General features: G+C 68.7%; 22 protein-coding genes. 9 read left to right on the top strand and 13 right to left on the bottom strand.

What is annotated here, in order from left to right; all coding sequences use genetic code 11:
• Window positions 1-28 precede the first annotated feature (28 nt).
• The 11 genes from IP91_RS19295 to IP91_RS19245 form a co-directional block, all read right to left on the bottom strand.
• A complete protein-coding gene (locus IP91_RS19295; RefSeq protein WP_145650719.1) occupies window positions 29-1,924 on the bottom strand; it encodes an XrtA/PEP-CTERM system amidotransferase in 1,896 nt (631 codons plus the stop codon).
• Window positions 1,912-3,090, bottom strand: coding sequence for a TIGR03088 family PEP-CTERM/XrtA system glycosyltransferase (locus tag IP91_RS19290; protein WP_145650718.1), 1,179 nt, complete (start codon window positions 3,088-3,090; stop codon window positions 1,912-1,914). Before IP91_RS19290 ends, IP91_RS19295 begins: the two co-directional genes overlap by 13 nt.
• Before the next feature lie 6 nt (window positions 3,091-3,096).
• Entirely contained in the window at window positions 3,097-4,653 is a 1,557-nt protein-coding gene (gene xrtA, locus IP91_RS19285) for an exosortase A (RefSeq protein ID WP_145650717.1), read from the bottom strand.
• Window positions 4,650-5,915: a TIGR03087 family PEP-CTERM/XrtA system glycosyltransferase gene (locus IP91_RS19280; RefSeq protein ID WP_229474679.1), complete on the bottom strand. Its 1,266-nt coding sequence runs from the start codon at window positions 5,913-5,915 to the stop codon at window positions 4,650-4,652. The genes xrtA and IP91_RS19280 overlap by 4 nt, the downstream gene beginning before the upstream one ends.
• Before the next feature lie 4 nt (window positions 5,916-5,919).
• A complete protein-coding gene (locus IP91_RS19275; protein ID WP_145650716.1) occupies window positions 5,920-7,011 on the bottom strand; it encodes a FemAB family XrtA/PEP-CTERM system-associated protein in 1,092 nt (363 codons plus the stop codon).
• Window positions 7,008-7,829 carry an XrtA system polysaccharide deacetylase gene (locus tag IP91_RS19270; RefSeq protein ID WP_229474712.1) on the bottom strand — a complete coding sequence of 274 codons (822 nt, stop codon included), beginning with the start codon at window positions 7,827-7,829 and terminating at the stop codon, window positions 7,008-7,010. Before IP91_RS19270 ends, IP91_RS19275 begins: the two co-directional genes overlap by 4 nt.
• A gap of 94 nt (window positions 7,830-7,923) precedes the next feature.
• Window positions 7,924-9,075: a non-hydrolyzing UDP-N-acetylglucosamine 2-epimerase gene (gene wecB, locus IP91_RS19265; protein WP_229474677.1), complete on the bottom strand. Its 1,152-nt coding sequence runs from the start codon at window positions 9,073-9,075 to the stop codon at window positions 7,924-7,926.
• Window positions 9,072-10,082, bottom strand: coding sequence for an XrtA/PEP-CTERM system-associated ATPase (locus IP91_RS19260; RefSeq protein WP_145650714.1), 1,011 nt, complete (start codon window positions 10,080-10,082; stop codon window positions 9,072-9,074). The genes wecB and IP91_RS19260 overlap by 4 nt, the downstream gene beginning before the upstream one ends.
• A 15-nt stretch (window positions 10,083-10,097) precedes the next feature.
• Complete coding sequence (locus IP91_RS19255) at window positions 10,098-11,639, bottom strand: TIGR03016 family PEP-CTERM system-associated outer membrane protein (RefSeq protein WP_158643173.1); 1,542 nt, start codon at window positions 11,637-11,639, stop codon at window positions 10,098-10,100.
• Window positions 11,632-12,507, bottom strand: coding sequence for an XrtA-associated tyrosine autokinase (locus IP91_RS19250; RefSeq protein WP_229474675.1), 876 nt, complete (start codon window positions 12,505-12,507; stop codon window positions 11,632-11,634). The genes IP91_RS19255 and IP91_RS19250 overlap by 8 nt, the downstream gene beginning before the upstream one ends.
• Before the next feature lie 15 nt (window positions 12,508-12,522).
• Window positions 12,523-14,040 (bottom strand): XrtA system polysaccharide chain length determinant, encoded by a 1,518-nt coding sequence (locus IP91_RS19245; protein ID WP_307724428.1) that lies wholly within the window; start codon window positions 14,038-14,040, stop codon window positions 12,523-12,525.
• Between the two features lie 250 nt (window positions 14,041-14,290).
• Here IP91_RS19245 and IP91_RS19240 point away from each other — a divergent pair, with 250 nt between their 5' ends.
• The 9 genes from IP91_RS19240 (at window position 14,291) to IP91_RS19200 (ending at window position 23,021) form a co-directional block, all read left to right on the top strand.
• Window positions 14,291-15,079 carry a S1 family peptidase gene (locus tag IP91_RS19240; protein ID WP_145650711.1) on the top strand — a complete coding sequence of 263 codons (789 nt, stop codon included), beginning with the start codon at window positions 14,291-14,293 and terminating at the stop codon, window positions 15,077-15,079.
• A 140-nt stretch (window positions 15,080-15,219) separates the two neighbouring features.
• A complete protein-coding gene (locus tag IP91_RS19235) occupies window positions 15,220-15,819 on the top strand; it encodes an XrtA/PEP-CTERM system exopolysaccharide export protein (RefSeq protein WP_145651205.1) in 600 nt (199 codons plus the stop codon).
• A 201-nt stretch (window positions 15,820-16,020) separates the two neighbouring features.
• Window positions 16,021-16,605: a hypothetical protein gene (locus tag IP91_RS19230; RefSeq protein ID WP_145650710.1), complete on the top strand. Its 585-nt coding sequence runs from the start codon at window positions 16,021-16,023 to the stop codon at window positions 16,603-16,605.
• Window positions 16,605-16,841 (top strand): HPr-rel-A system PqqD family peptide chaperone, encoded by a 237-nt coding sequence (locus IP91_RS19225; protein WP_145650709.1) that lies wholly within the window; start codon window positions 16,605-16,607, stop codon window positions 16,839-16,841. The genes IP91_RS19230 and IP91_RS19225 overlap by 1 nt, the downstream gene beginning before the upstream one ends.
• 4 nt (window positions 16,842-16,845) lie before the next feature.
• Window positions 16,846-17,763: an HprK-related kinase A gene (locus tag IP91_RS19220; protein ID WP_145650708.1), complete on the top strand. Its 918-nt coding sequence runs from the start codon at window positions 16,846-16,848 to the stop codon at window positions 17,761-17,763.
• Window positions 17,760-18,854, top strand: coding sequence for a nucleotidyltransferase domain-containing protein (locus IP91_RS19215; RefSeq protein ID WP_145650707.1), 1,095 nt, complete (start codon window positions 17,760-17,762; stop codon window positions 18,852-18,854). Before IP91_RS19220 ends, IP91_RS19215 begins: the two co-directional genes overlap by 4 nt.
• Before the next feature lie 357 nt (window positions 18,855-19,211).
• Window positions 19,212-20,102 carry a lytic transglycosylase domain-containing protein gene (locus tag IP91_RS19210; RefSeq protein WP_145650706.1) on the top strand — a complete coding sequence of 297 codons (891 nt, stop codon included), beginning with the start codon at window positions 19,212-19,214 and terminating at the stop codon, window positions 20,100-20,102.
• Window positions 20,103-20,220: 118 nt separating this feature from the next.
• Window positions 20,221-21,159, top strand: coding sequence for an EDSAP-1 family PEP-CTERM protein (locus IP91_RS19205; protein WP_145650705.1), 939 nt, complete (start codon window positions 20,221-20,223; stop codon window positions 21,157-21,159).
• Window positions 21,160-21,482: 323 nt separating this feature from the next.
• The gene (locus IP91_RS19200; protein ID WP_145650704.1) at window positions 21,483-23,021 is read left to right on the top strand and encodes an FAD-binding oxidoreductase; all 1,539 of its coding nucleotides are present in this window, start codon (window positions 21,483-21,485) and stop codon (window positions 23,019-23,021) included.
• Between the two features lie 16 nt (window positions 23,022-23,037).
• Here IP91_RS19200 and IP91_RS19195 read toward each other — a convergent pair whose 3' ends face one another.
• Both IP91_RS19195 and prsT read right to left on the bottom strand, forming a co-directional pair.
• Entirely contained in the window at window positions 23,038-23,835 is a 798-nt protein-coding gene (locus tag IP91_RS19195; RefSeq protein ID WP_229474671.1) for a GNAT family N-acetyltransferase, read from the bottom strand.
• A gap of 62 nt (window positions 23,836-23,897) precedes the next feature.
• Complete coding sequence (gene prsT, locus IP91_RS19190; RefSeq protein ID WP_158643172.1) at window positions 23,898-26,675, bottom strand: XrtA/PEP-CTERM system TPR-repeat protein PrsT; 2,778 nt, start codon at window positions 26,673-26,675, stop codon at window positions 23,898-23,900.
• Window positions 26,676-26,697 lie beyond the last annotated feature (22 nt).

Raw genomic sequence — 26,697 nt, 5'->3', positions numbered from 1 at the left:
CGCGGCGGCGAAATCGGCGTTCCCCATGTCAGGCCTGCAGTTCTTTCTTCAGGAACGCCTCGAACATCAGCAGCGTCCAGATCGGCGCGCTGTAGTCGCGGCGCCCCGACTGGTGGTGCTCGACCATCTCGGCCAGGAAGGCGCCGTTGAACATGCCGGTGGCGGCCAGGTCCGGCCCCAGCAGCGCACTGCGCACGCGTTCGCGCAACGGGCCGCGGAACCACGCCGCCAGCGGCACGGCGAAGCCCTGCTTGCGGCGGTACAGGATCTCGTGCGGCAGGAATTTTTCCATGCTCTTCTTGAAGATGTACTTGCCCTCGGCGCCCTTCAGTTTCATGGCCGGCGGCAGGCCCGATATCCATTCGACCAGCCGATGGTCGAGCAGCGGCACGCGCACTTCCAGCGCATGGGCCATGCTGGCGCGGTCCACCTTCGTGAGGATGTCGCCGGGCAGGTAGGTTTTCATGTCGAGGTACTGGATCAGCGACAGGGGCTCGTCGGTGGGCGCGGCCCGCTGGTGGGTACGCATCACGTCGATGGCGCGGTAGCCCTGCAGGCTGGCGCGGAAGGCATCCGAGAACAGCTGCGCGCGCATCGCATCCGTCATGATCGACACGCCGTGGAAGTAACCTTCGACGAGGTCGCGCGACAGCGATTCGAAGGTGCTCTTGGCGCGGAACACGCGGGGCGCCCAGTCGGCCTTCGGGTAGTAGCGGCCCAGGGTGCCGAACAGCGAGCGCCGCAGCGCGGACGGGATGCGCCCCCGCACGCGCTCCTCGGCCATCGTGTAGCGGTAGCGGCGGTAGCCGGCCAGGTTCTCGTCGCCGCCGTCGCCCGACAGCGCCACGGTCACGCGCTGGCGCGCCAGCTGGCAGACGCGGTAGGTGGGGATTGCCGAGCTGTCAGCATACGGTTCGTCGTACAGGTCGGACAGCGTGTCGAGCAGGCCGAAGTCGTCCGTGTCGACGGTTTGCACGTGGTGGTCGGTGCCGTACTGCTCGGCGACCTGGGCGGCGTAGGCCGATTCGTCGTAGGCCTTGTCGCGGAAGGCGATCGAGCAGGTATTGACGGGACCATCGGTCAGCCCCGCCATGGTGGCGACGACGGCGCTCGAATCGACGCCGCCGGACAGGAAGGCCCCCAGCGGCACCTCGGCCACCAGCTGGCTTTTTACGGAGTCGCGCAGCCGTTCCACCAGCTCGCCCTGCGCATCGCTTTCCGTCATCGCATGGTGCAGCTGGAACGGCACATCCCACCAGCGTTCGGGCTGGGCCAACGGACTGCCGACCTGCTGCAGCAACCGGTGACCGGGCGACAGTTTGCAGGCGCCCCGGTAGATCGTCTTCGGCTCCGGTATGTAGCCATAGGCGAAATAGTCCTCGACGGCGCACGGGTCGATCCCGCGCGGCAGGCCGGGCAGCGCGCGCAGGGCCTTCAGCTCCGAGCTGAAGGCGAACAGGCCATCGGGCAGCATCGCGTAGAACAGCGGCTTCACGCCCAGGTGGTCGCGCGCCAGGAACATGGCCTGGCGGTTGCGGTCCCACAGGCCGAAGGCGAACATGCCGCGGAAGCGCTCGACGCAAGCCTCGCCCCATTCTTCCCAGGCATGCACGATCACTTCCGTATCGCTGTGGGTGCGGAACACGTGGCCCAGTGCCTTCAGCTGCGCCGTCAGTTCGCGGTAGTTGTAGATCTCGCCGTTATAGCAGACCATCACGCTGCCATCCTCGTTGCCGAGCGGCTGCTGGCCGAGCGACAGGTCGATGACGGACAGCCGGCGGTGGCCGAAGCCGACGCCCGGTTCCACATGGATATCGCCTTCGTCCGGACCGCGGTGACGCTGCGTGTCGTTCATGCGGCGCAGCAGCGCCTCGTCGATGGCACGCTGGCCACGCGTGTCCAGGATGCCCACTATTCCGCACATGATGTCACCGCCCTTCCCGTTCGGATCTTTCGTTCGCACAGGCTGTCGTACAGCTGCTGGTAGGCGGCCACCATGGCGGCCATCCCGTACAGGCGCAGCACGCGCTCGCGGCCGGCGGCGCCATGGCGGGCGGCCAGTGCCGGCACCGCGACATAGCGCTCCAGGGCAGCGGCCAGCGCCGCGGCATCCGACGGCGGCACGAGGGTGCCGGTGACGCCATCGTCCACCACTTCCGGAATGCCGCCGACGCGCGTGCCGACCACCGGCAGGCCGCTGGCCATCGCTTCCAGCGCCGAGCCGGGCGTGCCTTCGGCGATCGACGGCATCGCGAACACGTGCAGGTGCCGCAGCAGCGGCGCGACATCCTGCCGCGCGCCGGGCAGCCAGGCCGCATCGGCCAGCCCCAGCCTCACGGCACGTTCGCGCAGCGACAGCAGCAGCGGGCCGTCGCCGATGATGGCCAGGCGCAGCTGGTCGCGCATTGTGGGCAGCCGCTCGCGCAGCAGCGCAAAGGCGTCGAGCAAGGTCGCCTGGTCCTTGACGGCCTGGAGGCGGCCCACGCTGCCGATCACGATGTCGTCCGCCGCGAATGGCCAGCCGGGCGGCACCGCATCATCCGGCTGGCGGGGGTGGAAGCGCTCGGTGTCGATGCCGTTGGCCAGCACACGGCTTTTCGCCGCTTGCACCCCGATGACGCTGCGGTTCCAGGCCTCCATCGCTGCCGAATTGGCATAGCAGCAGTCGTAGAACGGCGCCATCAGGCGGCGCAGCAGGTTGTGCTTGCGGTTGCGGCCGTGTGGATCGTCCGCATCGCGGCCGTGGGCACCGCTGATGCGCACCGGCACGCCGGCCAGCAGCGCCACGGGCCCGTACTCGACAGCCGACAGGTTGTATGAGTGCAGGATGGCGGGCCGCAGCCGGCGCAGCAGGCGCCACAGGCGCAGGTGGGTGGACAGCGCCAGGCCGGGCTGCTTGTGCAGGGCGTGAATGGTGACGCCGCGGCGCGTGATGCGCGTTGCGAACGCGGGATCGGCCTGGGTCAGGCACACCACCGCGTGCCGGTAGCGTTCCGCCGGCATGCGGTTGATGCGTTCGACCAGCAGCGCCTCCAGCCCGCCGAAGTCGAGCCGGTAGATCAGGTGGACGATGAGGGGAATGTCGTGCATGGCCGCTCAGCGCCGACGGTTGCGTGCCAGCACGGCATCGATCGCCGCGAGGTGGCCGCGCAGGAAGGCGCGCAGGGCGGGACGCGCCGTGGCCGGATTCTCGTCATACGGCGCGTAGACCATCAGCGCCGCGCCATCGTCGCTGCCGGTCAGGAACTTCTGCTTCACCTGCAGCAGCTTGCCCACGTAGTTGCTGGCGGTGGCGCGGCCGCCGATGTCATACCACTGCCAGACGACGAAGCGGCCATCGACGCCCGCCACGGTGGTCTCGCGCAGCACCAGCGTGCGGCCGGCGATGGCTTCGGCGCGCACTGCCACGCCCGTTTCGTGCCATGCCGCGCGCTGTCCCGTGAGCTTGTTGGTCGAGCTCACCAGCTTGCCCTGGCCGCCATCGCGGTAGAACTTCAGGAGGAAGCCCACTGTTGCATCATCGACCCGGTAGTAGCGCTGCAACCGGGCGCTGGCGGGCGCGAAGTCGGGTGCCCAGGCGGTGAACGGTCCTGTCTCCGGCACCTGCGCCTGGAACGAAGCCAGGTCCACGGGCCGCGGCACCGCGTTGCTGCGTTCCATCTGCCATGCGTAGGCGGGCCAGACGCCGATGCACACGGCCACGCCCAATGCGGCGGCAGCCACTGCGGCGGGCGGCGCCGACCGGCCGGCGGCATGGGCGACATCCGCCTGCGGTGGCGTGCCGTGGTCCTCGCGCCAGAAGCTGCCGATCCAGAACAGCGCCAGCATCACGGCGCCGAAGAACACCCAGCCGTAGATCAGGTGATCGACGCCGACCGCCATCGTCATGCCGCTCAAGTGGCCGATCAGCACGATCAGGTAGGCGCGGATGCCGTTCGCCAGCACCGGCAGCAGCAGCGCCACCAGCACGAACAGGGCGCGCCGCCACAGCGTACGGTAAGTGAGATACGCATACAGGCAGCCCAGCGTGACGGACGAGATCAGGTAGCGCAGGCCGCTGCACGCTTCCACGACGGACCAGTCGCCCGTGGGCAGGCTGAAGTTGTTCCCTTCGCGCAGCACGGGTATGCCCGTCAGGCGCAGCGCCTCGACGGTGAAGCTGGCCGTGATCTGGATGAGCGGATCGATCAGCGTTTCACCCACCGGCACGCCGAACAGCAGGAACGCCAGCGGGAACAGCAATGCGCGGGCGATGGCAGTGCCATACACGGCCAGCACGGTCAGCGGCAGCATGGCGGCGAACGCATACTGCCGAACGATCAGCACGTCGCCCAGCGAAGCGAGCATCCACGCCGCGCCGCACAGCGCCAGTGCCGCCAGCGCCGGCCAGCAGGGCCGCACCGGCAGCACTGCCAGCTGGGCGCGGCGGCCCCACACCAGCCACAGCGTGATAGGCACGATGACGAAGCCGTGCGCGAACGTGGCGGAACGCTGCCAGATCGCCACGATCGATGCGGCCGTGCCGAAATAGGCGATCAGCGGCAAGAGCACTGCTGCCGCGCCGATCAGCCATTGCAGCCGCGGCGACGCGGGCACGGGCGCCGGCCTGGTGACGACAGGCTGCGCAGCGGTGGTGGTGGCCAGCGTGTTCATGCCCGGTTCCATCTGGCGGTTTCGCCTGCAGCGCTGAGCGCTGCGGCCTGCCGGCGTGGCCCCTCCAGCAGCGCATCGAGCGGCGCGAGGCGGGCATCCCAGCCGTAGGAAGCCACCACGCGGGTGCGGGCCGCCATGCCGATCGCCATGCGGCCGCCGTCATCGGCCAGCGCGGCCAGGATGCGTTGCGCCCAGTCGGTGGCGCCGGCCGCGCACAGGATTTCGCTGCCGTTGACGGCATCGATGCCCTCCAGCGCCTGCGGGCTGGCAATGACCGCTTTTCCCATCGCCATCGCTTCGAGCACCTTGTTCTGGATGCCCCGTGCCACGCGCAGGGGTGCTACCGACAATGCGGCGCGTGCCACGTAGGGCCGCACGTCCGGCACGGTACCGGTGACGCTCACGCCGGGCAGCCTGCCCAGCGCCTGGACTTCGGCGGTTGGCCGGGCACCGACGATGCAGAAGCGTACCGCCGGCTGCCGGGCCCGCACCAGGGGCAGCACCTCGCGCGCGAACCACTGCACCGCGTCGCCATTGGGCCAGTAGTCCATCGAGCCGCAGAACACCAGCACCCGCTCGCCGGACGCATAGGGATTGGCATACACGGTCGCCGGCGTGAAGTAATCGGTATCGACGCCGTTGCCGTACCAGCCCGTGTGGCCGGCGCTTTCCGGCGCCAGCTTCTGGAACAGCGCCGCTTCCGGCGCGGACACGAACAGCGCCGCATCGCACGCCGCCGCCACCTGGCGCTCGTAGCGCAGCAGGCGCTCCGCCTCGTACGCGTACAGCAGGCGCGCCGGGCCGGCCTGCTGCTGCGCGTACTGCCGCCATTTTTCAGAATCGACGTCGCACAGGTCGACGATGCAGCGCGCGGCCGGCCAGCCCTGGGCATACTGCGCCATCGGCGTGGAGAACACGACGATGCGGCCCACGGGATGGTCGTCCATCGTGCGGCGCACCCAGGCGCGGGTGGCGCCATCGGCGTAGTAGTCCAGCGACATGGCGCGGTTGGCCAGCAGCGCGCGCAGGCTGCGAAGGCGCGCTTGCCGAGGATTGAGCGCCGCCACATGGCACGAGGCGCACAGCTTGCGCACCTGCGCCACGTATTGCCAGTCGGCCGGTTCGTCGACGAAGGTGGCCAGGTGCACCCTGTAGCGCGCCGCCAGGTGCTTCAGCAGCTGCCACGAGCGGATCTTGTCGCCCTTGTTGGGTGGATAGGGGATGCGGTGCACCAGCAGCAGCAGATCGCTCATTTCTGCCATGGCGCTACCCCAGGTCCTTGACGATGTGCGGTCCCAGCGCATTTGCCAGCGCCAGCGGCAGCATTTGCCACAGCCGGATGAACAGCCGGTACTTCGGATTGAGGGGATTCACGTCCGGCAGGTCCTGCGACCGGATCAGGCGATACGCATAGGGCAGCGGCTGGGCCGTGAAGCCCCAGTTTTTCTTGAAGTCGAAGGCACCCGTGCCCCGCTTGCTGCGGCCGAAGTCGAACAGACGGCAGGCACGCGCCGCCGCAGCCTGCATCAGGTTCCAGTACATGAAGTCATTGCCGGCCACGTCGCGCGCGATCGGCAGTCCGCCGCCGTAGTACGGCAGCACCTCGTCGCGGAAGAAGAAGCTAAGCACGCCGGCCACCAGCTTGCCGTTCTGCGTGATCACGCGCACCTCGCAGTCGGCGCCGAATTCCTGCTGCAGCAGCGCGAAATAGCGCTTCGGGAACACCGGCGTGCCCAGGCGGTGCACGCTGCTGGCGTAAGCGGTGAAGAAGCGCTCCACGTCGTCATCCACCGCGCCAGCAAGACCCAGCTTGATGCCTTTGCGGACCATCGCGCGCTGCTTGCGGGGGATGGCGTTCAGGTTGGCTTCGTCGTCCGGTCCGATCGCCTTGCGGAAGGTGGCATACAGGTCTTTCGTGAGCCAGGCCGCATCGTCCGGTTGCGCCGCGGTGAAGTTGCGGTACTCCAGGTGGCCCGTGTTCAACGCCTGCGCCAGCTTGATGGCCTCGGCATCGAGTGCCGTGCGGGCCTCTTGCGTTTGCGCCGCGATGCCGCCATACACGCAGAAGGGCAAGGCGATCAGCGCATCGCCGAACAGCCGGCTGCGGATGCGCGCCAGCGGCAGCACGCCTTCGATCCGGCCGTCCCGCTCGGCCAGGTAGAAATAGGTGCGGTGACCGAATGCCGCTTCGATCACGCGCTGCCAGCCGGCGCGGTGGAAGAAGGTCGCTTCCGGGCAGGCATTCACGAACGCATCCCAGCGCGCGCGGTCGGCCGCATCGGTTCCCAGCAGGCGCACCGACAATGGCGCGGCCGCCGCATCGATGCTCGCCAGGCCGCTGTCGATGACGGTACTCACGTGCGCTCCAGGAAGATGCGGTCCATGCGGTCCCACGCGAAGTCGCGCGTCAGGGCGCGCAGGCGGCGTTCCATGCGACCCAGGTTGACGTAGTGGCGGAAGCGCGTCTTCATGCCGATGCCGGCGATGCGCGGCTGATCCGGATCCAATTCCCAAGGGTGGCAGTAGAAGATCGCCGGCTGGCCGTCGACCCGGTTCACGCGGCGCATGAGCCGGCGCGACAGGGCATACGGCAGCAGCCGGAAATAGCCGCCACCGCCGGCCGGCAGGTTGCGTTCCCGCAGCCGCACCGTGGTGATGGGCACTTCCAGCAGGCCATCCGGACCGTTCGGACGGAATGCGAACCGGGGCGCCCCGGGCATGCCGTAATGGTCATGGACGATCGGGTAGATCGAGGAGCTGTAGCGGTAGCCCGCCTCGCGCAGCACGTCCAGCGCCCACAGGTTGCCGGGGCCGATCGAGAAGCTGGGCGCCCGGTAGCCGAGCACGGGCTGGCCGCCCAGCGCTTCCAGGATGGCCTTGCTGCGCGTGACATCGTCGCGGAACTGCTCGCGCGTCTGGTCCGAGGCGCGCAGGTGGCCGTAGCCGTGGCTGGCCAGCTCGTGCCCGGCGGCGACGATCTGCCGTACCAGCGCTGGATACCGTTCGGCGATCCATCCGAGGGTGAAGAAGGTGGCGTGCGCGCCGCTTTCGGCCAGGATGGCGAGGAGGCGCTCCACATTGGCTTCGACGCGGCATTCACGTTGCGGCCAGCTGTCGCGCGCGATGTAGGGTGCGAAGGCGGATACCTGGAAATAATCCTCGACATCGACCGTCATCGCGTTGCGCACCACCGCACCCGCGGTGTGGCCCGATGCTTGGCCCAATGCTTGAAGCGGCAGATGCGGTGCGGGCGCGTCCATCGTCTTTCCCCTAGCGCTGCACGAGCCAGTCGCGCACGATGAAGGCGATGCGCTCGGCCGCGCGGCCATCCCAGAAATGCGGGATGCGCCCCGCCTTGCCGGCCCCGGCCAGCACGCTGTCGAAGGCGGCGAGGATGACGGCCGGGTCGCTGCCGGCGATGGTGTTGGTGCCTTCGTCGACGGTGATCGGCCGCTCGGTATTCTGGCGCAGCGTGATGCAGGGCGTGCCCAGCGCCGTGGTCTCCTCCTGGATGCCGCCGGAGTCGGTGAGCACCACGCGGGCATCCCGCATCAGGCCCAGCATCTCCAGGTAGCCCAGCGGCGGCAGCAGCAGGATCGCCGGCCGGTCCAGCAGCGGCATCAGCCCGAAGCGCTCGATGGCGGCGCGGGTGCGCGGATGGACGGGAAAGAGGACGGGCACGCGGTCGCTGATCTGCGCCACCGTTTCCAGCAAGCGGCGCAGCACCTGCGCATCGTCGACATTGGCCGGGCGGTGCAAGGTCAGCACGGCGTGGCCCCCAGCCGCGAACCCGGGCCGGCCGGCATCGGCGGCGATGCGGCCGACAGGCACGGCGCGCGGCAGGTTCAGGCGCAGCGTATCGATCATCACGTTGCCGACGAAGTGGATGCGCTCTTCGGCAATGCCTTCCTTCAGCAGGTTGGCGCGGCCGCTCTCCTCGGTGGTGAACAGCAGGTCGGACAGCTGGTCCGTGAGTACCCGATTGATCTCTTCCGGCATCGCCCGGTCGAAGCTGCGCAGGCCCGCTTCCACGTGGATGACTGGCACGCCCCGCTTGGCGGCCACCAGTGCGCAGGCCAGCGTGGAATTGACGTCGCCCACCACCAGCACGGCGGCCGGCGCCAGTTCGTCCAGCGCGGGCTCGAACCGGCGCATCACCTGGGCCGTCTGCTGGGCATGGCTGCCGCTGCCCACTTCCAGGTTGATGTCCGGCGCCGCGATGCCGAGCGCCTGGAAGTACTGGTGGTTCATCGTCACGTCGTAGTGCTGGCCCGTATGCACCAGCTTGCCTTCGATGCCCGGCAATGCGGCCAGCGCGGCCATGACGGGCGCCATCTTCATGAAATTGGGCCGCGCGCCCACGACGCACAGGATGCGGTGGACGGCGGGTGAAGCGCTGCTGTGCGTCATGGTCTGGCTCATGGTTGCTCGCTGCTGTCGATCGGCCCGGCCGGGGTGCTGACCATGCGCTTGAGGATCGACAGGACGGAGCCCATCGATTTTTCCAGCCGCAGCATGCGCTCGTCCATCACGTCGGGGTTTCCGCTGGCAGGCAAGGTGTCGGTCGTCTGCAGGCCGGCATCGCCGGCCAGGGTCGCCACGGCCACGGGCGGGGTGAACTCCTGCCCGATGTCGCCGATGACGGCGTCCACCTCGGCGGCCGTGAATGCATGCAGTTCTTCGAGGAAGCCCATCAGCATCAGCCGGTCGCACAGGTGGTTGGTCTTGCGGGGTACGCCTCCCGTGAACTGGTAAATCGCCGCGAAGGCCGCCGGCGTGATGGCCGGATCCCCTTCCCAGCCGACCGTGCGCAGGCGGTGTTCGATGTAGGCCCGGGTTTCCGGCTCGTCCATCGGCCCCAGGTGGTACGTTGCGATGACGCGCTGGCGCAGCTGGGCCATATCGGGGCTGTGCAGCGTGGCGCGAAATTCCGGCTGGCCCAGTAAAAATGTTTGCAGCAATGGCCGGTCGCCGCGCTGGAAATTGGACAGCATGCGCAATTCTTCCACCACCCTCGGCGTCAGGTTCTGCGCTTCGTCAACCACCAGCAGGGCACGCTTTCCGCCTTCCTCGCAACCATGCAGGAACGTTTCCAGCCGGGCCAGCAGCGTGGTCTTGCTGGCACTGTCCTCGAACGGCAGCCCGAACGCGGCGACCACGCCGCGCACGATATCGTCCGCCTCCAGGTGCGTGTTGACGATGTGCGCCGCCACGATGCTGTCCGAGGCGATCTGGTGCAGCAGCTTGCGCACCAGCGTCGTCTTGCCCGCACCCACGTCGCCGGTGATGACGATGAAGCCCTCGCCCTGCGCCAGCCCGTATTCCAGGTAGGCCATCGCCCGCTTGTGGCCCCTGCTGCCGAAGAAGAACTGCGGGTCGGGCCGCAGCCGGAACGGTTTCTCGCGCAGTCCGTAGTAGGTTTCGTACATGAATGCTCCGCCGTATCAGAACCGCATCGACAGCGAGGCTGCCACCGTGTTTTCCGTATAGGACCGGTCCTCCAGCGACAGCCCGCCCTGGTTGCGGCGCACTTCCACGCTGCCGGCCAGCTTCTGGCTGAAGGTGCGCGCGATGTAGGCGCGGTACTGGCGGTTGTTCTGGCGCAGGCCGGTGCTGCGCGACTCGTTGCGGGCCAGCGTGGCGGAGACGGCGGCATTGGTGCGCGCGCTGAGGCGGTAGTCCAGCATCAGCGCCAGCCCCGTCTGGTCCGTGCTGTCGTTGATGTTCTGCACGCCGCTGCCCAGCAGGGCGCTGTCGTACTGCAGCCGGGACAGGGCCTCGCGCCGCAGCCGGTACAGGGTGGCCATGGTCGTCGTGCGCGCCGTGCGCAGTGCCACCGAGGCATTAAACTGGCGCTGCAGCATGTAGCGGTTGCTGAAGTAATTGATGCTGTTCGGCAGCGTGGGCGGCAGGTTCAGCGCGCGGATATAGGCGGCCACGGCAATGGCGCGCAGGACCGGGTCGGGGTAATTCGGCAGGAACATCTGGTTCAGCATGGCCGCCGTATCGACCGCGGAAGGCAGCAGGAAGCTGCTGCGGCTGGTGGTGACGTCGTCGCTGTAGTTGATGCTCCAGACCGTATTGCGGCTGCGGTGCGTGGCGGCAAGGAAGTAGCTGTTGCCGTAGTAGCGCTTGCCGGCGGAGGCGCGCAGGCTGGTGCGGCTGCTGGGCGTCCAGGCGAAACCGGCCGACCAGGACGCGCCCTTCGTCGCTTCGCCGGCCTGCTCGTAGTCGAACTTGTCGTAGCCGCCCGTGGCGGTCAGGCTCAGTTGGGAAGTCAGTATGTAGCGCAGCGACGCCAGCGCGCGGCTGTTGATCGAGGCCGGTGCAATGGTGTCGTCGATCTTCTCGCGGTCCAGGTCCAGCGCCCAGCCCACTGTGCGGAACGACTGCCCGCTGCTGACGGCCAGGCGGAGATCGTCCGCAACGCTGCGGCCGAAGCCTTCCTGGTCGGCATCGACGACGGAGTGGGAATAATGCAGCTCGGCGCTGGCGAAACCGCCGAAGGTGTGCCGCAGGTAGGGTGCCACGCGCCAGGTGCGCACCTCGCTGCGGTTGGCATCCGAATACGGACTGTCGCTGACCGGACCGAACGCGGAGACGGGCGTCTGGCTGATGCCGGCCTGCGCATCGAAGAACAGCAGGTCGCTCAGCAGCTCGCCGCGCGCCGTGGCGCTCAGGCTGCTGTTGAAGCGGTCCGTACCGGTCACGCGGTCATCCGAGTAGGCAAAGGCATTCAGGCGGTAGGAGGCAGAGAACTGGAAGCGCGGCGTGTTGTTCGTCGCCGTGATGCCGGGCGTGACGGAGGTGATGAAGCGGCTTTCCTTCTGGCCGTCGGCGCGCAGGCCGGCATTGTCCGACCAGGTTTCGCGCAGCTCCAGCGAGGGCGAGATCTGCCACGCCGCACGCACGGCGCCGGGCAGCAGCGCCAGCACGAACACCGGCCCCAGCAGCGGCAGCCTGCGGCGGGACGACGCTCTAGCCATAGTGATAATCGTACTTGCTGGTGGAGGCCGCCTCGCGCGACTTGTTGTACACCAGGTTGACGTTGCTGCAGCCTTCCAGCTGGGCCAGCGCGGCCAGCACGGCATGCTGGGTGGTCTTCTCCGACTCGACGACGACGACGATCTGCCCCATGTGGCTGGCCAGCACGTGCGCCTCGCTGGTGAGCAGCAGCGGCGGCGAATCGAAGATGACGATGCGGTCCCGGTAGCGGTGGGCGATTTCCAGCACGAGCGTGGACATCGCCTGGCTGGCCAGCAGCTCCGTGGCGCGCGGATTCGACGAGCCGGCCGGCAGGATCGACAAGGTGTTGACATTCGTGCGCAGCAGCACGTCCGCCATGTCCAGCCCGTCGTCCAGCAGGATGTCCATCAGCCCCCGCTGCGGCGGCAGGCCCAGCGTGCGCAGCACCGACGGGCGCGCCACGTCCGCATCCACCAGCAGCACTGTGTGGTCCAGCTCCATCGCGATGCTCATTGCCAGGTTGATCGACGTGAACGTCTTGCCCTCGCCCGGCAGCGAGCTGGTGATCATGATCAGGTTGCCCGGATTGGCATCCGGCTTGCGCGGCCCGAACGCGCGCTTGATCAGGGGCCGCTTGATGATGCGGAAATCCTCGACCAGGCCGGTGCGCCCGCCGGCGGCCGTGACGAGGCCCGCTTCGTGCATGCGCGCCAGGTCCAGCTCGACGCCCCGGCCCTGCCGGCGTGGACCGAAGGCTTCGGCCGGGTCCGGATTGGACAGCATGTCGGCCGGCGGCTGCACCGGGGCCGGTGCCGGTGGCAACGCCACGTCGTCCGCTGCCCGGGGCGGACGGGCGATGCGGCTGGCGGCTTTCTCGATGATGCTCACGTGGTCACCTGCTTTCTAGGCCTGCCGGGACAGCGTGAGCGCCAGCACGCCGCCATACGCCGTGAACAGCGCGGCCACCGCGGCAGCGAACGCGTACACGCGGCGGCGGCGGCGCACCTTCTGCCGGTCCGTCCAGTTCATGGCGATGCTGCCCAGGATGGGCAGGCCCGTGGCCTCGCGCAGGCTGTGCTGGCTGAGGAAGGTGGGCCGGATCTGGCCGAGCAGCAGCGCCGCGCCCAGCCCGGCCAGCAGCGCGCCGCCCAGCACCGCCGAATACAGGCCGGGGCGGTTCGGTCCGGCGGGCACGCTGGGCACGGCCGGCGGTTCGATGACGCGGAACGTCAGCATGTCCGTGGCGGTGGACAGGTCGCCGGACAGCTTGGCCGCCTCGCGGCGCTGCACCAGCTTCTCGTAGTTGTCCTTGTTGATGGCGTAGTCGCGGTTCAGCTGCGCCAGCTGCGCCTCCACCTCGGGCGCCTGCGTGCCGAGGGAGCGCATCTGCGCCAGCCGCGCGGACAATTCGCCTACCCGCGCCTGCAGCGAGGCGATGCGCGCTTCCTCGACGGACAGCTGCACGTTCAATTGCTGCAGCATCGGGCTGTAGCCGGCGCCGGGATCGCCGCCGCGCAGCTTCTTCGCCTCGGCCTTGCGGCGTTCTTCCAGCTGCGCCAGCAGGCGTTTCGAGGCCACGATGTCCGGATGCTCTTCGGTGAACTGCATGCGCAGCTGGTCCAGGTTCTTCTGCAGCGTGGCGATGCGGCCATCCGTTTCCGGATCGGCGGCCGCGCGCGCGTCGGTGTCCGTCACGGGCGCCATGTCATCGCCGGCGATCTGGCGCCGCACGGCGTTGCGCGCTCCTTCCGCTTCCAGCAGTTCCAGGCGGGCCTGGCCCAGCTTCTCGGTCAGCTCGCCGTAGGCCGTGGTGTAGTCGCCGCCCTGGCGCGGCAGCAGGCCCATGTGGCGGATCTTGAATTCCTTCAACGCGTTCTCGCCGGCCGCCAGCTTTTCCTCGACCATGCGGATCTGGTCGTCGATGAACTGGATGGCCTTCCCGGAATCCTGCTGCTTGCTGCCGTAGCTGCCCTCGACGAAGATCGTCAGCAGCGCGGCCACGATGTCCTTGCCCAGCTTCGGATCCGGATTGCTGTAGGAGATCGTGTAGATGTCGTCCCGCTCGGTGCCGCCAATGCGGATCTGGTTGACGAGTTCGTCGACGAGCTTCTCGTGTTCCTTGACGCTGCGGGCGCGCAGGTCCAGATCCACCATGCGCAGCACCTTCTCCACGTTCGGCCGGCTGATCAGCGTGCGGCGCATGAACATCACCTGCTGTTCCGTGTTCGGCAAGGTCGTCATGCTGGCCAGCAGCGGCTTCAGGATGCTCTGCGTGTCCACGTACACGCGCGCGGACGCCTGGTAGTCGTTCGGCATCCGGTAGACGATGGTCCAGCCGGCGGCAGCCACGATCCAGGTGATTGCCACCGCGTACCAGCGGTACTTGCCGATTGCCTTGAGGAAGCTCAACAGCAATGCCATCAATTCTGCCATCTTAATAACCCGCCTTTAGCTAGCCATCCGGAATCGAGGTCGATGTACTTCTGACGATGCGATCATGGCCGCCGCCATGCCGTTTAATTTGTTGCCTAAATTATATGAATCGCTCCATGATAGCGCAGAACTTATTAACGATTCATATTAATTTTTGTCGCTTGATGAATATCTAAACTATTCATTTGTTGAAAATAATGGGCAATGGCCGTTCCAATCATTCTGCTATCCTGATTCGATGAACCGCGTAATCCGTCCCTTGCAATGGCTGCTGCTGGCGGGCCTGCTCGCCGTGGTCCTGGCATGCCCGTGGCCGGCCGGCGCGGCGCTAACGGACACCATCGCCGCCGTCAAGCCGTCGGTGGTCGGCATCGGCACGATGCTGCGCACGCGCAGTCCGGCCGTGGTGTTCGTGGCCACCGGTTTCGCGGTCGGCGATGGCCGCTCGATCATCACGAACGCCCACGCGCTGCCGGACCTGGACGTGGAGCGCATGGAAACGCTCGGCATCGTCATCGGGCGGGGCGAGCAGATCGATTTCCGTCCCGTGACAGTGGCCGGGGTCGACCGGGAACACGACCTGGCGCACCTGCGCCTGGCCGGGGCGCCGCTGCCGCCGCTGCGCCTGGACAGCGCCGGGAGCATCGCCGAGGGGCAGGCGCTGGCGTTCACGGGCTTCCCGCTCGGCATGGCGCTGGGCCTGACGCCCGTCACGCACCGCGCGATGCTGTCTGCCATCACGCCGGTACTGCTGCCGTCGCTGTCGGCGCGGCGCCTCGACGCCCGCGCCATCAGCCAGCTGCAGCGCCGGCCCTTCCCCATCCTGCAGCTGGACGGCACCGCCTATCCCGGCAACAGTGGCAGCCCCGTGTACGACCCGGACAGCGGCGTCGTGTACGGTGTACTGAACATGACCTTCCTGAAAAACCAGAAGGAAAATGCCTTGAGCAGCCCCAGTGGCATTTCCTATGCCATTCCCGTGCAGCACGTCCGCGAATTATTACAGCAAAGTCCCGCCGGAAAATAAAAAATGCCGCAAGCGTGGTATTAAAGCCACCCGGTAACACAAACCCAATAACTCGAAGTTAATATAATGAAAGTTTATCTCCGGCCCCGTGCCGGAGAAACCATTCGAGACGGGAGAGCGCCGTGAATAACCTCAAACCGATGGCGTGGTGGTCTGCCGCCATGCTTGCCATGGCCCTGCTGGGCGGTTGCGCCGGCTCCGGCACGCCGCTCACGGATGTCACCGTACCGCCTCCCACCGACTACCTGATCGGCCCGGGCGACAATGTCCAGATCATCGTCTGGCGCAATCCCGAGGTGTCGCAGGCGGTGCCGGTGCGGCCGGACGGCAAGATCACCACGCCGCTGGTCGAGGACCTGCCCGCCAGCGGCAAGACGTCGACGGAACTGGCGCGCGATATCGAGAAGGCGCTCGCCAAGTACATCCAGCAGCCGGTGGTGACGGTGATCGTCACGGGCTTCACGGGCACCTATGGCGAGCAGATCCGCGTGATCGGCCAGGCGGCTAGGCCGCAGGCGCTGCCGTACCGGCGCGACATGTCGCTGATGGATGTGCTGATCGCGGTGGGCGGCGTGACGGAATTCGCGGCCGGCAACAAGGCCACCATCATCCGCAATGTCGACGGCCGGCCGCAGCAGTTCCGTGTGCGCCTGAACGACCTGATCAAGGAAGGCGACATCACGGCCAATGTGCCGATGCGGCCCGGGGACATTTTGGTGGTGCCGGAGAGCTTCTTCTGAGCCTCGGCTGCAGCAGGCAACCTCTGTCGAAAAATCTTACAGTCAATGACTTATCTCAAGCGCCTTGCGTCGCCGGGAACGAACATTCTGACGCCGATCAAGCTTAAGTCATTGATTCGGTTCGCGGGCCGGACCGTGCCGACCTGTTGGGAACAGGATTTGCTTCCTGCTCCTGCTCCCTCCCGATGAAGGACGCCCGACGTGGCCATCGACCTGCCGCCAGATGCCAACGATGATGCCCTGCGCGGGGCGCGCGACGACGCCGCCCTGTCCGCGCGCGGTGCCGCACGCCGCCGCTTCGCACGTGCCGGTGCGGCGGCCTCCGGCGTGCTGCTGACCCTGCACAGCCAGCCCGGCATGGCCTGCGAGATCTGTACGACACCGTCCGGCTCGCTGTCCGGCGGCCTGCAGAGCTTTCGCGGCCGCCCGCCCGTCTGCGCCGGCCGCACGCCGGACTACTGGCGCACCCACTCGTGGCCGACCGGCACCAGCAAGACGGCGCTGTACACCAAGCTGTTCGCCTGCAGCGGCGCCTATGCGCGCACCTACGGCGCCGTGACGCAGAGCGCGATCCTGGAGCCGAAGGCGTGGGACACCTACGGCCTCGGCCGTCACCTGGTGGCCTGCCACCTGAACGTGCGCGCCGGCCTGTCCACCTTCCAGACGCTGGCGATGCTGCAGGCGATCTGGCGCGAGTACCAGGCCAGGGGCTACTACACGCCCACCGCCGGCGTGCGCTGGGACGGCGCGCGCATCGTCGACTACCTGCGCGGCACCATGTACTGATGGACCAGCCCTGGCGCCTCGTTTCCGGCCAGACCCTGCTGCACCGCGGCTGGGACGAAGCCTGCGTGCTGTTCAACGACCTGTCCGGCGACACCCACCTGCTGACGGCCGAAGCGATGGTCCTGCTGCTGGCCTTGCGCGATGGCGACATCGATGCGGACGAACTGTCCGCGCCGGAGCTGGCGGAACCCCTGGCCGCCCTGCAGCGGCTCGACCTGATCGAACCGGTTCCCTGAGCCGATGGACCGCGCAGCCACCATCGCCAGCCTGGACCGCGCCGAACTGGGCCGGTGCCTGGCCGGTGCCGGCATCCGCCTCGTCACGGGCCGCTTCACGACCCGGCTGCGCTCGCCGATCGCCGGCGTGGCCGATGGCCTGCACCTGCTGTATGGCGACTACCCGCTGCTGGCACCGGAAGGCATTGCCGACTTCCACCTGGACCTGGTGCGGCCGGCCTCGCCACGGCGCTGGCTGCGGCCGCAGGTGACGCTGCTGTACGACGGCCGCGCGCCCTTCCGGCCCCTGCCGCTGGACCAGGCCTTTCCCATGTTCGAGTGGGGGCTGAACTGGTGCGTGGCCAGCCGTGCGCACCGCTACCTGATCGTGCATGCGGCCGTCATCGAGAAGCATGGCCGCGCCGCGCTGCTGCCCGCCCCGCCCGGTGCCGGCAAGAGCACGCTGTGCGCGGCACTGGTGGGGCGCGGCGGCTGGCGCCTGCTGTCCGACGAGCTGGCATTGCTGCGCCTGGACGATGGCCTGCTGCATCCGCTGCCCCGCCCGATCAGCCTGAAGAACGCATCGATCGGCGTCATCCGCGACTACCTGCCCGATGGCGTGCTGAGCCCACCGGTCCGCGACACGGTGAAGGGCACCGTGGCGCACCTGCGCGCCCCGGCCGGGAGCGTGGCGCGTGCCAGCGACCCGGCAGCGCCCGGCTGGGTAGTGTTTCCCCGCTACGAAGCAGGAGCCGCCGTGACGGCCGAGCCCCTGCCGCGCGCGGACACCTTCATGGAACTGGCGCAGAACGCCTTCAACTACAGCCTGCTCGGCGCGGAGGGCTTCACGGCGCTGGCCGATCTCGTCGACCGCAGCAGCGGGTGGCGCTTCCGCTACGGCGTGCTGGACGATGCGCTGGCCTACTTCGACACGCTGCCATGAAGCCCGGGCGCACCTGTCCACTGTTGCTGGCCGCGCTGCGCGATCCGCAAGGCCTGCCGTCGCTGGACGACGCCGGCTGGGACCTGCTGCTGCGCCAGGCCGCAAGCGCCCACCTGCTGGCCACGCTGCATGGCATCGTCGAGGATGCCGGTCTGCTGGAAGGGATTCCCCCACCGGCCCGCGAGCAGCTGGACTGGGCGCACATGGTGGCGCGCCGCCATGCCCGCGGCGTGCACTGGGAGGTCCGGCAGATCCGCCAGGCGCTGGCCGGCCTGGACGTGCCCCTGACGTTGCTGAAAGGCGCCGCGTACACGCTCGCCCGGCTGCCACCCGCTGCCGGCCGGCTGTATGCGGACATCGACGTGCTGGTGCCGGAAGAGCACCTGGGCGTGGCGGAAGCGGCCCTGATGCTGGCCGGCTGGGCCGGCACGCACCACGACGCCTACGACCAGCGCTACTACCGCCAGTGGATGCATGAACTGCCGCCGCTGCGTCACGTGCGCCGCGCCTCGACGATCGACGTGCACCATGCCATCCTGCCGAAGACGGCGGCGTTGCGGCCCGACCCCGTGCTGCTGCGCACCGCGGCCGTGCCGGTACACGGGGAACCCGGCCTGTACGTGCTGGCGCCCGTGGACATGGTGCTGCACAGCGCCGCCCACCTGTTCTGCGACGGCGAGTTCGACCACGGCCTGCGCGACCTGCTCGACCTGCACCGGCTGCTGTGCCACTTCGGCACCGATCGCCGCTTCTGGGTCTCGCTGGCCCCGCGCGCCCGCGTGCTGGACCTGGAACGGCCCCTGTTCTACGCACTGCGCTATACGGTCGCCCTGCTGGGTACGCCGGTACCGGCCGCCGTCAGCGCGGACGTGCCGGGACCCCGCCCGATGCTGCTGGCACTGATGGACTGGCTGTTCCACCGTGCGCTGCTGCCGGAGCATGCCAGCTGTGGCGACCGCTTCAGTAGCGTGGCACGCGGCCTGCTGTACCTGCGCGGCAACTGGCTGCGCATGCCGCCCCTGCTGCTGGCCCGGCACCTGCTGCACAAGGCTTTCCTGTCGCCGCGCAAAGCCGGGCCGGATACGGCGTGACGCCGCGGCACCGGCCACTACAATGAAAGTTTCTCGGGAGGGAACATGGCCAAGCCCTTTGCCGGCCGCCTGGTGCCGCGGTCTTCGTCGACCCCATGCCAGCCGCGGTTCCAGTCGATCGACGCGCCGCTTCACCAGCCGCTTCACCAGCCGCCTCACCAGCTCATCTGCCAGCCGCTTCACCACCCGCCTCACCAGCTCATCTGCCAGCCGCTTTACCAGCTTATCTACCAGCCGCTTTACCAGCCCGTCCACCAGCCAGTCCACCAGCCAGGCCAACAGCCGTCACGGACCCTGCCGCCATCTTCACGCTGCCGGCGAAGCACTCCTGGCGGCGCCTTCCGCTGGCTGGCGGCCATGCTGATCGCCGGCAGCGCCAGCGCCACCACGCCACCGGCGGACACGACGACCGCCCTGCTGGCCGATGCGGCCCGGCTCGAACACGGCGAAGGGCTGCCGCGCGACGTCGAACTGGCCGCGCGCCTGTATTGCCAGGCCGCGCGCGAAGGGGTGCCGGAAGCCCAGTATGCGCTCGGCTGGATGGTCGTCAACGGCAGGGGCCTGCCGCGCGACGAGGGCACCGCCTGGCGCCTGTTCACGCTGGCGGCAGGCGCCGGCCACGCACAGGCCGCCCGGATGGCGGCGGCGCTGCCACCCCGGCCGGATGCCACGCTGCCGCGCTGCATGACGCCGCCCTCCGCCCTCGCCGACGCGGCCCTGTCCGGCATCGCCAGCCCTGCCGCAGCAGCGGCCGTTTCCGCGCCAGTTCCCGCCGCTGCAGCCGGTGCCGCTGCAGCGCCCAGCCTGGCAGCGGTGCCGGCGCTGGTCGAGCGCCTGGTGGCACGGCTGGCACCGTCCTATGCCGTGGATCCGCAACTGGCGCTGGCCGTGATCGCCGTCGAGTCGGGTTTTCGCGTCAATGCCGTGTCGCCGAAGAACGCGCAAGGGCTGATGCAGCTGATCCCCGCCACGGCGCGGCGCTTCCGCGTGGGCGACCCGTTCGATCCGGAAGCGAATGTGCGCGGCGGCCTGGCCTACCTGCAGTGGCTGCTGGCCCGCTTCGATGGCGATGTGCGCCTGGTGGCCGCTGCCTACAATGCGGGCGAGGGTGCTGTGCTGCGTCACAAGGGCGTGCCGCCCTATCCGGAAACCCGCGATTACGTGCGCAAGATCATGGCGTGCCTCGATACGGATACAGTAAATGGTCGAGCTCTGATCCACCGCAATTGTCGAAAATCTTTACAGTGAATTTGCGCTAAGCCAAACCTGCAATCCAAGTCCCTGATTTCATTGCCCTTCCTCTTCTGGCATGGTCCGTGCATAACATTGGTCAAGCAAGGCCAACCGCACTTTCCAGGAGAGACCTATGAAGATCAAGACACTGCTGGCCGCCCTCGCCCTGGGCGCCGCCAGCGCCGCGCCGGCGTTTGCGGGTGTGGCCGGCATGGCAGACCTGAACATTTCGCAACTGCTGGCCGTGGATCCGATCACGCACCAGCCCAGCCCGTTCACCAGCCAGATCCAGATCCGCACGGACAGCCGCACGGGCACCGCCAATTCCAATTTCAACGGCATCGTCGGCACCGGTACCGGCGCCGGCAGCATCACGGACACGCGCACCGACGGCACCACCGCGTCCGTGGACGTGGCCTACCGCTGTGCCGGCAGTTCCTGTGCCGGCATCAACGCCATCTACGGCGGCACGGCCGAGAACAACCTGGGCACGCACCTGCATACCAACAGCGGCAACTTCGCGCTGGGCGACATGTACAACTCCGGCAACATCCTGGCCGGCGGCGCCAGCGGCCTGACGCGGGCCGACTCGTCGATCGACAATGCCGGCGGCGGTGGCGCCAACGCGACGATCCTGAATGGCGCCGGTGTCGTCACCACGTTTGCCGCCGGGAGCACCGTCGATTTCCAGCTGGCGCTCACCTACAATGCCTTCGTGGCCGCCTTCGTCGATCCGCTGCTGGCCACCGGCAACCAGGCATCTTCCGCCATCAGCTGGAGCCTCACGCTGCGCAACACCACCACCGGTACCACCGTGCTGGCCTGGACGCCGGATGCGCTCAACAAGGGTTTCACGTCCACCACCGGCAGCGAGAACGCCTCGTTCGAGGAAAGCGCGCAGATCTTCTCGAACACGTTCACGCTGCTGGCCGGGAACACCTACAGCCTGGTGATCAACCAGGCCGCCAACTCCACCGTCACGCTGGCCGCCGTGCCGGAACCGGAATCGCTGCTGCTGGTGGGCCTGGGCCTGCTGGCGATGGGCGTGGCGGTGCGCCGCACCCGCGGCTGACGGCGTAGTATCGGTGCAGGCGAGCCCGGGCGTGCCCGGGCTTTCATCTTGGCGCTGTCACCCGAATCTGTGGAAGTTTCTTTTGGCACTGACCATCGCGTGCTGCGGTCCAGTGCAGCGATCAGCGGGGCCGCAGCAGGTGTCTGACACCGGTTCTCCGCTCGCCAGCCAGCCTTGAATGGTTCCGTTCTTTCCACGGATCCGGGTGACAGAGCCTTTATCCTGGCGCTGTCAACCAGCCTGTGGAACCGGCGCCGTTGCCCTGGCAGCCGGGGGAATCCCACGGCTTGCGGTGACAGCGCCTTTATTTTTACAGCTGAGACATGCCACGCACCCTTGCCGACACGAGCAATCTCACGGGCCGGTCCCGGCCGGGCGGCCGGTTGCTGCGGCCGAGAACGACGGCCCAGGTGCAGCGCATCGTGCGGCTGGCCAACCTGCGCGGCTGGACGGTCAACCCCGTCTCCACCGGCCTGAACTACGGCTACGGCGGCGCCTCGCCGGCGCGCACCACCGACATCCAGCTGGACCTGCGGCGCATGACGGCGATCCGCAATGCCGCTGCCATCTCGCGCGCCAACCCGGTGGCCGTGATCGAACCGGGCGTCACGCAGCAGGCCCTGTACGCCTGGCTGCAGCAGCACCACCCGGACCTGGCGTTCAACGTGACGGGATCGGCGCGCGAGACGAGCATCATCGGCAATGCGCTGGACCGTGGCGTGGGCTACTTCGGTCCGCGCCGCGAAGACCTGTTCGGCCTCGAAATCGTGACGGGCACCGGCGAGCTGCTGCGCACCGGGTTCCGCCGGCTGGGCGAGGAATCGCCGCTGGCGCACAGCCATCCCTACGGCCTGGGGCCCATCCTCGACGGCCTGTTCTTCCAGGGGAACTTCGGCATCGTCACAAGCGCCTGCTTCCGCCTCGTGCCAAGGCGGCCGGTGGCGGTGGCCATCACGCTCGGCCTGCGCGCCGGGGCGTCGCTTGCAAGCTTCATCGACCGCCTGGCGGAACTGAAGCGGGAAGCCGTGATGGATTCGGTAACGCACATCGGCAACCGGGCGCGCAGCCATGCCTCGCTCATGTACGGCATCACCACCTACCTGGAGCAGCAGTGCGGCCGCACGCCGGCAGCGGCGGCCAGCGAAGCCCGCGAGGCCCTGGCCATCGTCGCGCAGGGGGAATGGACGGGCCTGGGCGCGGTCACCGGCACGAAGGCCCAGGTGAAGGCCAACCTGGCGGAGCTGCGCGCGCGCCTCGGCGACCTTGCCACCGTGCGCGTGCTGACCGAGGAGCGGCTGGCGCTGGGCTACCGCGTGATGCATGCGCTGCGCTTCCTGCGCAAGGCGCGCGCCAACGCCGCCGCGATTGCCGCGCTGCGGCCCCTGCACGTGCTGGCGCTGGGCCAGCCGACCGATGCGGCGATCGACAACCTGTCGTGGCGCTATGGCCAGCCCGGTCTGCCGGCGACCCGGCTCGATGCAACGCGCTGCGGCCTGCTGTTCATCAATCCGGCCCTGCCGATGGACGGCGCGCTGGTGGCCGCGCTGGTGCGCGAGCTGGAAGACCTGGCCCGTCCGTTCGAGCTGTACATGACGATCAATATCGAGACGGCCACCTCGCTGGTTGCCGTCATCAACCTGCTGTTCGACCGCAGCAAGCCGGCCGAGACGGCGGCAGCGCAACGCAAGGCCGATGCGCTGCATGCGCACCTGCGCAGCCATGGCCTGGAGGTCTACCGGGCCCGCGCCGACATGATGGCGGCCATCGTCGATCCGGCCGATCCGTACTGGCAGGCGGTGGCGGCCATCAAGCGCGCGCTCGATCCGAACGCCGTGATCGCACCGGGCCGCTACGGGGTCTGACGAAACACCACGCCCGTCACGACATCGCCAGCAGCCGGTGCACGATGCCGTCCTCCTCGCGCTGCGAGAAGAAGTACGGATACAGCGAGCGCTGCGCCTGGCTGCCGGGCCGCTCGGCCGTGCCGCCCAGTTCCCGGATCCGCTCGGCCATCTCCGCCAGCTCGATCGCCAGCAGGTAGGCGGGTGCCTGCACGCGGGGGTTCTCGCGCACGTCGCCCAATCTCCGGAAGCCCATCATGTGCTCGTAGAAGCGGCGGTGCCGCGGGTTCACCTCGATCAGCGCGTGCGTGCAGCGGTGGATGTGGTAGCTGTAGATGAACACCGTGTGGAACAGCGCCGCCAGTGCCCCCTTCGAGCGCACCGTGTGATCGAAAGCCAGCTTGGTGATCTCGCAGACCCGCGCGCCGGACAGCCGCAGCCCATCGACCTGGTCGCGGAAGATCTCGTCGGCCAGGATGCCGGCCGGCGAGTCGATGCCCAGCGTGACGGTGCCGATCGTGTTGCCCTTCTCGGAAGCAGCCAGCGTGATGCGGTTCGGATGCGCCTCGATGCGGTGCGCGCTGGCATAGCCGCGCCACGCGTACATCTTGTTGATCAGCAGGCTGGCCGAATTGCGGCCCTCCTCCGTATCGGCCAGGCGGATGCCGAAGGTGCGGGTGTCGATGATGACGTCGCGCAGGCTGCCGGAGGCTTCCGGTTCGGACAGGGGCAGGTCGCTTTTCAGTTCGCCATGCAGCTCGCTTTGCAGCTTATCCTTTCCGCCGGCGGGAAGGTCGCTGCCATGGGGAGTGGTCCCGTCACGAACGGTTGGCATGGCGGCGCTCCTTCGCGTCGATGGGTGGGGAAGCTAGGGATTCCAGCATGCTCGAGCATGACTCACAAGCGCCTGAGCAGGGCGCGCGCCTGCTCGGCCTGGCTGCGGTCGCCCCGCGCGGCCAGCAGCGTTTCCAGCTCGCGCCGGGCCGCCGCCTTGTCGTTGTTGCGCGCGTGCGCAGCGGCCAGATGGTAGCGAATCTCGCCGGCGGCGGGATCGGCGGCGCTGGCCTGCTTCAGCAGCCCCAGGCCGCGCGGCACCTCGCCCTGCTCGACGAGGATCCAGCCCAGCGTGTCCAGCACGGCCGGGCTGTCCGGCAGCGCCTTCAGGGCGCCTTCCGCCGCCGCCTGCGCGCGCGCATCGCCGCTGGCCTGGTACGCCAGTGCCAGGTTGTTCAGCACCACGCCGTTGTCCGGCAATCTGCGCTGCAGCGCGTGGAAGGTATCGATCGCGGCCGGGTACTGTTTCTGCGCCGCGTACAGCTCGCCCAGGTAGACGCCCAGCGCCAGGTCGTCCGGCCGCTCGGCGTGCCATTGCCGCACCAGCTTCAGCGCTTCATCGGGACGCCCCGCCTGCCGGCAGGCGTTGGCCAGCTTGATGCGCACCGGCGTGGCATCGCCGTTCAGCTGCAGCGCCTTGCGGTACAGGGGGATGGCCTGTTCCGGCTGGCGCTGCGTCTCGCGGATCTCCGCCTCGACGATCAGGCCGGCCACCGTGCTGGCCGGCCTGGCCTGCACGTCTTTCGCGAACAGGATCGCCTGGTCGTAGTTGCCGCGGCGCGTTTCGACGGCGGCGCGGGCCAGCACGATGCCCAGGTCGTCCGGCCGCTCCGCGTGCGCCTTGCGCAGCGTGTCGGCGGCCAGGTCGCGTTCGCCCAGCGCCTCGTAGGCGGCCGACAGCCGCGCGGTCGTTCCCGCCGTGCGGGGCTGGATGGCGGCCATGCGATGATAGGCTTCCAGTGCCGCCGCGCGGTCGCCATTGGCCAGCTGCACGCGGCCCAGCATGTCCAGCAGGGCCGGATCTTCCGGGCTGGCCACCTGCATCGCGCGCACCAGCGTGAGGGCCTTGCGCGGCTCGGCCACGCGCAGGTACTGCTGCGCCAGGCGCAGGCCCGGTCCCGGCAGCGCCGGCTGGGCTGCGCTGGCCCGCTCCAGCAGCGCGGTGGCGTCCGCCGTGCGGTTCTGCGCCTGCGCCAGTTCCGCCAGCGCCGTCAGCGCTTCCACGCTGGCGGGATTCCGGTCGAGGAAGGCCTGGAAACGCTGGCGGGCCGCTTCCGGCTGGCGGTCCGCCAGGTCCATCCGGCCCAGGTTGCCGGCCGGCGTGAAGAAGTCCGGTGCCAGCTGCAGCGACCGGGTAAACGCAGCGCGCGCCCCGGCGCGGTCGTTCCTGCCGAGCAGCGCGCCACCCAGCAGGTTGTGCAGCATGGCGTTGTCCGGCGCGCGCCGCAGCATGTCCTGCACCACCGCCACAGCCGGATCGAACTGCTTCAGTTCCAGGTGCGTCATCGCCAGCACGATGCCGGCATCCACGCTCTTCGGCGGACTCAGTTCCACGCCCCGGCGCAATGCCCCGATGGCACCGGCGCCATCGCCCTGGCTCATCTTCGCCAGGCCCAGGCCGATGTGCGCCGGCGCGTCGCCCGGTGCCAGGCCGACCGCGCGCTGGTAGGTGACGGCGGCCTGGTCGAACCGGTTCAGCGTCATGTACGCGCGAGCGCCGATGTTGAGCAGCGCCACGTCGGTGGAGGTGGCCAGCTGGTTCTTCAGCTGCCCCAGCGCCTCGTCCGGCCGCTTCAGGCCCAGGTAGACGGAAGCCAGCATCTTGCGCGCATAGACGCTACCGGCATCGTTCTCCAGGTACTTCTTCAGATGCTGCTCGGCCTGCGGCAGGGAGCCGAGCGCGAACTGGATGGCACCGGCCAGCAACTGGGCCGGCGGATAGTCCGGCGCCACCTTCAGCAGGTTCTGGATGCTGCCCAGCGCGGCCTGGTACCTGCCCTCGCTGAAGTCGAGCAGCGCCTGGGCATGCCAGGCCAGCGGGTTGCGCGGCGCAACCTTCTTCAGCGCAGCGAGATCGGCGCGCGCCGCATCGAATTTTTTCTGGCCGATGTCCAGGTAGGCCTTCTGCAGGTGCGCCGTGCCGGCATCGGGATTGAGCTGCAGCGCCTTGTCGTAGGTGGCGCGCGCCGCGTCGATCCGGCCCATGGCCTTGTCCAGGTCGCCCCGGAACAGCAGCGCGTCGATGTCCGCCGGATTGTGCACGACCGCCGCATCGGCCAGGCGCAAGGCGCCATCGACATCGTTCTGCAGCAGTGCATGGCGCGCCAGGCCATTGAGCGCATCGGCATGGTTCGGCTCCTTTTGCAGCGCGGCCTGGTAGGCGGCGCGCGACGCATCGAACTGCTTGAGCGCCAGCAGCGCATCGCCGCGCAGGGACAGCAGCGGGGCAGTGGCTGGCGCCGCGCCGACCAGGTCGAGCGCGGCCTGCGCCTGGTTCTGGGCGATCAGGGATTTCGCGAGCAGCGGCAGGACCGTTTCGCGGGGCCCGCCCAGGTCGAGCGCGCGGCGCAGTTCCTTTTCGGCGGACGGCTGGTCGCCCGTCTTGCCATACAGGCGGCCCAGTGCCAGGCGAGCGGCGGCATCGTCCGGCCGCTGCTGCAGCGCGTTCTTCAGCTGGATGATGGCGGCGCGGTGATCGCCCTTCGCCTCGTATTGGCGCGCCTGGGCCAGCAGCTGGTCGGGGTTGTCCTTGCTGCCGCAACCGGTGACCAGGAGCGCCGCGAGGGCAAGGCCCGAGGTCAGGTGGAAAGTGCGTCGGACAATGCGTGTGCGTCGTTGCATGGAGCTCTCCCATACGCCGCCG

This window comes from Pseudoduganella lurida (genome assembly GCF_007830455.1).
In the GTDB taxonomy this organism is placed as follows: domain Bacteria; phylum Pseudomonadota; class Gammaproteobacteria; order Burkholderiales; family Burkholderiaceae_D; genus Rugamonas; species Rugamonas lurida.
The sequence above is the reverse complement of the archived record's forward strand: the minus strand, read 5'-3'. Positions and strand labels throughout refer to the sequence as shown.

Coding starts and splice junctions, on each gene's coding strand:
- IP91_RS19295 (WP_145650719.1), bottom strand. CDS start 1,924: ATGTGCGGAATAGTGGGCATCCTGGACACGCGTGGCCAGCGTGCCATC.
- IP91_RS19290 (WP_145650718.1), bottom strand. CDS start 3,090: ATGCACGACATTCCCCTCATCGTCCACCTGATCTACCGGCTCGACTTC.
- xrtA (WP_145650717.1), bottom strand. CDS start 4,653: ATGAACACGCTGGCCACCACCACCGCTGCGCAGCCTGTCGTCACCAGG.
- IP91_RS19280 (WP_229474679.1), bottom strand. CDS start 5,915: ATGGCAGAAATGAGCGATCTGCTGCTGCTGGTGCACCGCATCCCCTAT.
- IP91_RS19270 (WP_229474712.1), bottom strand. CDS start 7,829: ATGACGGTCGATGTCGAGGATTATTTCCAGGTATCCGCCTTCGCACCC.
- wecB (WP_229474677.1), bottom strand. CDS start 9,075: ATGAGCCAGACCATGACGCACAGCAGCGCTTCACCCGCCGTCCACCGC.
- IP91_RS19260 (WP_145650714.1), bottom strand. CDS start 10,082: ATGTACGAAACCTACTACGGACTGCGCGAGAAACCGTTCCGGCTGCGG.
- IP91_RS19255 (WP_158643173.1), bottom strand. CDS start 11,639: ATGGCTAGAGCGTCGTCCCGCCGCAGGCTGCCGCTGCTGGGGCCGGTG.
- IP91_RS19245 (WP_307724428.1), bottom strand. CDS start 14,040: ATGGCATTGCTGTTGAGCTTCCTCAAGGCAATCGGCAAGTACCGCTGG.
- IP91_RS19240 (WP_145650711.1), top strand. CDS start 14,291: ATGAACCGCGTAATCCGTCCCTTGCAATGGCTGCTGCTGGCGGGCCTG.
- IP91_RS19235 (WP_145651205.1), top strand. CDS start 15,220: ATGGCGTGGTGGTCTGCCGCCATGCTTGCCATGGCCCTGCTGGGCGGT.
- IP91_RS19225 (WP_145650709.1), top strand. CDS start 16,605: ATGGACCAGCCCTGGCGCCTCGTTTCCGGCCAGACCCTGCTGCACCGC.
- IP91_RS19220 (WP_145650708.1), top strand. CDS start 16,846: ATGGACCGCGCAGCCACCATCGCCAGCCTGGACCGCGCCGAACTGGGC.
- IP91_RS19215 (WP_145650707.1), top strand. CDS start 17,760: ATGAAGCCCGGGCGCACCTGTCCACTGTTGCTGGCCGCGCTGCGCGAT.
- IP91_RS19210 (WP_145650706.1), top strand. CDS start 19,212: ATGCTGATCGCCGGCAGCGCCAGCGCCACCACGCCACCGGCGGACACG.
- IP91_RS19205 (WP_145650705.1), top strand. CDS start 20,221: ATGAAGATCAAGACACTGCTGGCCGCCCTCGCCCTGGGCGCCGCCAGC.
- IP91_RS19200 (WP_145650704.1), top strand. CDS start 21,483: ATGCCACGCACCCTTGCCGACACGAGCAATCTCACGGGCCGGTCCCGG.
- IP91_RS19195 (WP_229474671.1), bottom strand. CDS start 23,835: ATGCCAACCGTTCGTGACGGGACCACTCCCCATGGCAGCGACCTTCCC.
- prsT (WP_158643172.1), bottom strand. CDS start 26,675: ATGCAACGACGCACACGCATTGTCCGACGCACTTTCCACCTGACCTCG.